Below are 6000 nucleotides of genomic sequence, written 5' to 3'. Positions count from 1 at the left end.
ACACGGCGAGTGCCAGCTCAAAATGCTCATGTACCCCTCGTGCATTCCGCTTTCTCAGCGGTTTTCGCCTTGTCTCGCGAGATCGTAAACAGTTCTCAGGTCTGCTAACAAAACCCCTGATCCCGCCTTGAGCCTTCCGCGCCGCAGCTACTGCCTGCGTCGGCGCGCCTGGGTTCAATTCTCGGCGAGGTTTTGTCAGTGGCTCTTAAGCCATGCCTAAATCCCGCTTCGGCAAATGCGAATTGCCAGTCGCGGCCGGCCTCTTCATGCTGAGCCCGCAGTCTCCACTCCGGTTCGAGCAATTGCCGATGGGCATGAGAAAGAGGGCGGGCGCAGTGTTTGACATTAAACATGTGAATCAATGGTTGGGGAAGCGCGAGCGGCGCGACGACTGGCTGGCGCCGGCGCCGGCCGCGGCGCTGGCATCCTTGCTGGGGCAGGCCGGTCCGCCGCCGGAGCCGGGCGAGGCCTTGCCGCCACTGTGGCACTGGCTGTACTTCAACCGCCTGGCGCCGCCGGAGGCGCTGGGCGCGGACGGCCATCCGCGCCGCGGCGGCTTCCTGCCGCCGGTGGAGCTGCCGCGGCGGATGTGGGCCGGCGGCCGCGTGGAATGGCTGCAGCCGCTGCGGCTGGGGGAGCGGGCCAGCCGGGACTCCCGCATCGCCGCCATCCAGGACAAGAGCGGCCGCAGCGGGCCCTTGCTGTTTCTGACGCTGCGTCACGAAATCAGCGGCGAGAACGGCCTGGCGCTGGTGGAGGAGCAGGATCTGGTCTATTGCCGGCCGCCGGCCGCGGACCAGGCCGCCGCGCCGCCGGCGCCGATTCCGGCCACGCCGTGGCGGCGCGCGCTGCGCGCCGACGACGTCCTGTTGTTCGGCTATTCGGCCTTGACGCTGAACACCCACCGCATCCATTACAACCGCGATTACGCGACCGGCAGCGAAGGCTACCCGGGCCTTGTGGTGCACGGGCCCTTGCTCGCCACCCTGTTGCTGGAGCTGTGCGGCCGGAGCGCGCCGGGCTTCCGCCCCGGCGGTTTCCGCTTCCGCTCGTTGCGGCCCTTGTTCGAAAACACCGAGATCGCTTTGGGCGGCCTGCCGGACCCGGCCGACCGCATGGTGGCCCTGTGGGCCTGGAACGCGGCCGGGCAGCCGGCGATGGAGGCCCGCCTGCAATGGGCGCCGGACGACGGCGCCTGAATCGTTAAGGGAGGATGCGATGCGGCAAAGCAAGGATGATTACCAGACGCTGCGCGAAGCGGTGCGCGCGCTGTGCGCGCAGTTTCCGGACGCCTATTTCCGCGAGATCGATCAGCAGCGCGGCTATCCGGAGGCCTTCGTCTCCGCGCTGACCGAGGCCGGCTGGCTGGCTGCGCTGATTCCTGAGGAATACGGCGGTTCCGGCCTGGGCCTGACCGAGGCTTCGGTGATCATGGAGGAGATCAACCGTTGCGGCGGCAACTCCGGCGCCTGCCATGGCCAGATGTACAATATGGGCACCTTGCTGCGCCACGGCTCCGAGCGGCAAAAGCGCGACTACCTGCCGCGCATCGCCAGCGGCGAATTGCGCTTGCAGTCCATGGCGGTCACCGAGCCGACCACCGGCAGCGACACTACCCGCATCAAGACCCGCGCCGTCCGCCGCGGCGACCATTACCGCGTCAGCGGCCAGAAAGTGTGGATTTCCCGGGTCCAGCATTCCGATCTGATGATACTGCTGGCGCGCACCACCCCGCTGGAGCAGACGAGCCGGCGCTCGGAAGGCATGTCGCTGTTCCTGATCGACCTGCGCGAAGCCGTGGGCCGCGGCCTGAGCGTGCAGCCCATCGCCAATATGGTCAATCACGAGACCAACGAGCTGTTCTTCGACGAACTGGAAGTGCCGGCGGAGAACCTGATCGGCGAGGAGGGCCAGGGTTTCCGCTACTTGCTGGACGGGCTCAACGCCGAACGGGCGCTGATCGCCGCCGAGTGCATAGGCGACGGCCGCTGGTTCATCGAGCGCGTCGCCGAGTACGGCCGCGAGCGCCAGGTGTTCGGCCGGCCCATCGCCCAGAACCAGGGCGTGCAATTTCCCATCGCCCGCGCCCACGTCAATCTGGAAGCCGCCAGCCTGATGCGCTTCGAAGCCTGCGCGCGTTTCGACGCGCGGCAAAGCTGCGGCGCCGAAGCCAATATGGCCAAGTTGCTGGCCGCCGACGCCTCCTGGGAGGCGGCCAATGTCTGCCTGCAATTCCACGGCGGCTTCGGCTTCGCCTGCGAATACGACGTCGAGCGCAAATTCCGCGAAACCCGCTTGTACCAAGTGGCGCCGATTTCCACCAATCTGATCCTGGCCTACGTGGCCGAACACGTGCTGGGCCTGCCGCGCTCGTTTTGAGAACCTGTTTACGATCTCGCGAGCTAAGGCGAGACAAGGCGAAAACGGCTGAGAAAGCGGAATGTACACACGGTACATGAGCATTTCGAAGGTGTTTTCAACGCCGTATCGCCAACGCGCAGCAGATCGTAAACAGGTTCTGAGCACGGCAGTCTCGTGGAGACCCGAATGGGACCCTTGCAAGGCATTACCGTCGTTTCGCTGGAACACGCCGTCGCCGCGCCCTTCGCCACCCGGCAACTGGCGGACCTGGGCGCGCGGGTGATCAAGGTGGAACGCCCCGGCGACGGCGACTTCGCCCGCCGCTACGACGAGCGGGTGGGCGGCTTGTCCTCCTATTTCGCCTGGATCAACCGTTCAAAGGAAAGCCTGACCCTGGACCTGAAACAGCCAGCCGCCGCCGCCGTGTTGACGGCGTTGCTGGAGCGCGCCGACGTGCTGGTGCAGAACCTGGGGCCGGGCGCGGCGGAACGGCTGGGACTGGGCGCCGCCGCGCTGCGCGCGCGGCTGCCGCGGCTGATCGTCTGTGACATTTCCGGCTACGGCAGCGACGGCCCCTACGCCGGCAAGAAAGCCTACGACTTGCTGATCCAGGCCGAGGCCGGCCTGCTCTCCATCACCGGCGGCGCCGACGGGCCGGCGCGCGCCGGCATTTCCATCGCCGACATCGCCGCCGGCATGTACGGCTACAGCCACATCCTGGCGGCGCTGATCCAGCGCGGCCGCAGCGGGGAGGGCAGCCATATCGAAGTGTCGATGCTGGAGGCCTTGGCCGAATGGATGGGCAATCCGCTGTATTTCGCCTTCCAGGGGCAGCCGCAGGCGCGGCGCAGCGGCGCCAGCCATCCCAGCATCTACCCCTATGGCCCGTTCCAGGCCGGCGACGGCCAGTGGCTGCTGTTCGGTCTACAGAACGAGCGCGAGTGGCGGCGCTTCTGCGATCAGGTGCTGGAGACGCCGGCGCTGGCCGACGATCCGCGCTTCGCGTCCAATCCGCAGCGCCATCAAGGGCGGGAGGCGCTGCAAGCCATCATCGATCAGGTGTTCGCCGGCCTGGATTCGGCCCAGTTGCTGGAACGGCTGGAGCGGGCCGGCATCGGCAACGGCCGCATCAACGACATGGCCGATGTCTGGCGCCATCCGCAGCTGGCGGCGCGGCGGCGCTGGAGGCAAGTGGAGTCCCCGGCGGGGCCGATTCCGGCGCTGCTGCCGCCGGGCGACAACGACGGCTTCGACTACCGGATGGACGCGATTCCGGCGCTGGGCCAGCACACCGAGGCGATTTTGCGGGACTTGGGCTACGCCGCCGCCGATATTCACCGCCTGCGCGAACAGCGGGCGATCTGAAACCTGAAACGGGAGGACAAGGATGACAGCGATAACGTCGACACCGGCCAGCGGCAGCGCCGGCCTGGCGGCCTTTGCCGCCGAGCTGCGGCCGGAACAGGTGCCGGAGCCGGTATGGCGCCGGGCCGAGGAGTTGCTGCTGGACTGGTTCGGCGCCGCGCTGGCCGGCAAGGGCGCGCGGCCGGTGAAAAGCATCGCCGCGCTGGCTGAGGCGATGGGGCCGGCCGGCGGCGCGGCGGAACTGCTGATTTCGCGGCGGCGCAGCTCGCCGCTGTTCGCAGCCATGGTCAACGCCGCCGCCTCCCACGTGGCGGAGCAGGACGACGTGCACAACGGCGCGGTGTTCCATCCCGGCACCGTGGTGTTTCCGGCGGCGCTGGCGGCGGCGCAGGCCTTGCGCCGTTCCGGCGCCGAACTGCTGCTGGCCGCCATCGCCGGCTACGAGGCCGGCATCCGCGCCGGCGAAAGCCTGGGCCGTTCCCATTACCGGGTGTTCCACACCACCGGCACCGTCGGCGGCATCGCCGCGGCGGTGGCGGTGGGGCGTTTGCTGCGGCTGAACCCGGAGCAGATGAACCACGCCATCGGCAGCGCCGGCACCCAGGCCGCCGGCCTGTGGGAGTTCTTGCGCACCGCCGCCGACTCCAAGCCCCTGCACGCCGCCCATGCCGCCGCCAGCGGCTTGAGCGCGGCCTATCTGGCGCGCGACGGCTTCCGCGGCGCGACGCAGATACTGGAAGGCCCGCAAGGCATGGCGGCCGGCATGTCCAGCGACGCCGACGCCGGCCGGCTGTGCGATCGCCTGGGCGAGCGCTGGGCGCTGCTGGAAACCTCGTTCAAGTTCCACGCCTCCTGCCGCCACACCCACCCTGCGGCGGACGCCTTGTTGCAATTGATGCGCGAGCATGGCCTCGGCGCGGACGATATCGTCCGCGTCAACGCGCGGGTGCACGTCGCCGCGCTGGAGGTGCTGGGCGTGGTGGGGCGGCCGCAGAGCGTGCATCAGGCCAAGTTTTCCATGGGCACGGTGCTGGGACTGATCGCCTGCCACGGCGCCGCCGGCATCACCGAATTCGAGCGGGCGCTGGACGATCCCGCCGTTGGCGACTTTGCCGCCAAAGTGACGATGGAGGCGGACGCCGAAGTGGAGGCCGCCTATCCGCAGCGCTGGATAGGCAAGGTGGAGGTGAATACTCGCGATGGCCGCCGGTTGACATGCAAGGTGGAACAGCCCAAGGGCGACCCCGGCAATACCTTGAGCCGCGCCGAACTGGAAGCCAAGGCCTTGCGGCTGGCGGCCTTCGGCGGCGCGGCGGGTCCGGAGGAGGCCAGGCTGGCCTTGGCCAATCTGTGGAAGATCCGCGGGGCGGCGGTGGTGGGCAGCCTGTTGCCGGGAGCGCGGACATGAGGCCGCTTGCCGCATGGCACAGCTATCTGTTCGTGCCTGGCAACCGGCCGGAGCGTTTCGCCAAGGCCGCCGCTTCCGGCGCCCATGCGCTGATTCTGGACCTGGAGGACGCGGTGCCGGCGGCGGACAAGGCATTGGCGCGAGGGGCGGCGGCGAATTGGTTGGAGCTGCCCGCCGGCGCCGGCCCGGCGCGGCTGTTGCGCGTCAACGCCGCCGACAGCCCCGACTTCGCCGCCGATGCCCAGCTATGCCGGGAGCTGTCCCTGGACGGTGTGGTGCTGTCCAAGGCCGAGAGCGTGGAGCAACTGGACGCGTTGACCGCCGGCCGTGCCGGCCCGCCCTTGCTGCCGCTGATCGAAACCGCGCGCGGCTTCGACCAGGTCGCCGCCATCGCCGCCCATCCGCGGGTGGCGCGCTTGGTGTTCGGCGCGCTGGATTTTCAATTGGACCTGGATCTGGATATCGACGACGACGACGGCGAGGCCTTGTTGTATTTCCGTTCCCGGTTGGTGCTGAATTCGCGGCTGGCCGAGCTGCCGCCACCGGTGGACGGGGTCACCACCGCGCTGGATGAAGCGCAATTGCACCGCGACGCGCAGCGAGCGCGGCGGCTGGGCTTCGGCGGCAAGCTGTGCATTCACCCAGGCCAGATCGCCGCGGTCAATACCGCCTTCCGCCCCAGCGAGCTGCAGCTGGCCTGGGCGCTGCGGGTGCGGGAGGCGGCGGCGCGGGCCGGCGGCGGCGCCACCTTGCTGGACGGCAGGATGATAGACCGGCCGGTGTTGTTGCGCGCCGAGCGGATTCTGGCGGAGGAGTTCTGAACATGGCGCGCCAATCGACGGCCGACCCCGTCACTTCCATCGCGC

5 protein-coding genes are annotated in these 6000 nt (G+C 68.9%); all 5 read left to right on the top strand.

All coding sequences use genetic code 11. The features are described 5' to 3' along the window. Positions 1-335: 335 nt before the first annotated feature. The 5 genes from VK98_RS15250 (at position 336) to VK98_RS15230 (ending at position 5955) form a co-directional block, all read left to right on the top strand. On the top strand, positions 336-1199 hold the full coding sequence (locus VK98_RS15250) for a MaoC family dehydratase N-terminal domain-containing protein (protein WP_231589293.1): 864 nt from the start codon (positions 336-338) through the stop codon (positions 1197-1199). A gap of 19 nt (positions 1200-1218) precedes the next feature. Beyond that, complete coding sequence (locus VK98_RS15245) at positions 1219-2379, top strand: acyl-CoA dehydrogenase family protein (protein ID WP_048414849.1); 1161 nt, start codon at positions 1219-1221, stop codon at positions 2377-2379. Between the two features lie 168 nt (positions 2380-2547). Continuing rightward, positions 2548-3726 carry a CaiB/BaiF CoA-transferase family protein gene (locus VK98_RS15240; RefSeq protein WP_048414848.1) on the top strand — a complete coding sequence of 393 codons (1179 nt, stop codon included), beginning with the start codon at positions 2548-2550 and terminating at the stop codon, positions 3724-3726. Between the two features lie 22 nt (positions 3727-3748). After that, positions 3749-5134: an MmgE/PrpD family protein gene (locus tag VK98_RS15235; protein ID WP_048414847.1), complete on the top strand. Its 1386-nt coding sequence runs from the start codon at positions 3749-3751 to the stop codon at positions 5132-5134. After that, the gene (locus VK98_RS15230; RefSeq protein WP_048414846.1) at positions 5131-5955 is read left to right on the top strand and encodes a CoA ester lyase; all 825 of its coding nucleotides are present in this window, start codon (positions 5131-5133) and stop codon (positions 5953-5955) included. The genes VK98_RS15235 and VK98_RS15230 overlap by 4 nt, the downstream gene beginning before the upstream one ends. Positions 5956-6000 lie beyond the last annotated feature (45 nt).

The sequence above is a fragment of the Chromobacterium sp. LK11 genome (assembly GCF_001043705.1).
Classification (GTDB): Bacteria; Pseudomonadota; Gammaproteobacteria; order Burkholderiales; family Chromobacteriaceae; genus Chromobacterium; species Chromobacterium alkanivorans.
The sequence above is the reverse complement of the archived record's forward strand: the minus strand, read 5'-3'. Positions and strand labels throughout refer to the sequence as shown.

Excerpts from the sequence above, each read along its gene's own strand:
- VK98_RS15245 (WP_048414849.1), top strand. The coding sequence starts at position 1,219 with ATGCGGCAAAGCAAGGATGATTACCAGACGCTGCGCGAAGCGGTGCGC.
- VK98_RS15240 (WP_048414848.1), top strand. The coding sequence starts at position 2,548 with ATGGGACCCTTGCAAGGCATTACCGTCGTTTCGCTGGAACACGCCGTC.
- VK98_RS15235 (WP_048414847.1), top strand. The coding sequence starts at position 3,749 with ATGACAGCGATAACGTCGACACCGGCCAGCGGCAGCGCCGGCCTGGCG.
- VK98_RS15230 (WP_048414846.1), top strand. The coding sequence starts at position 5,131 with ATGAGGCCGCTTGCCGCATGGCACAGCTATCTGTTCGTGCCTGGCAAC.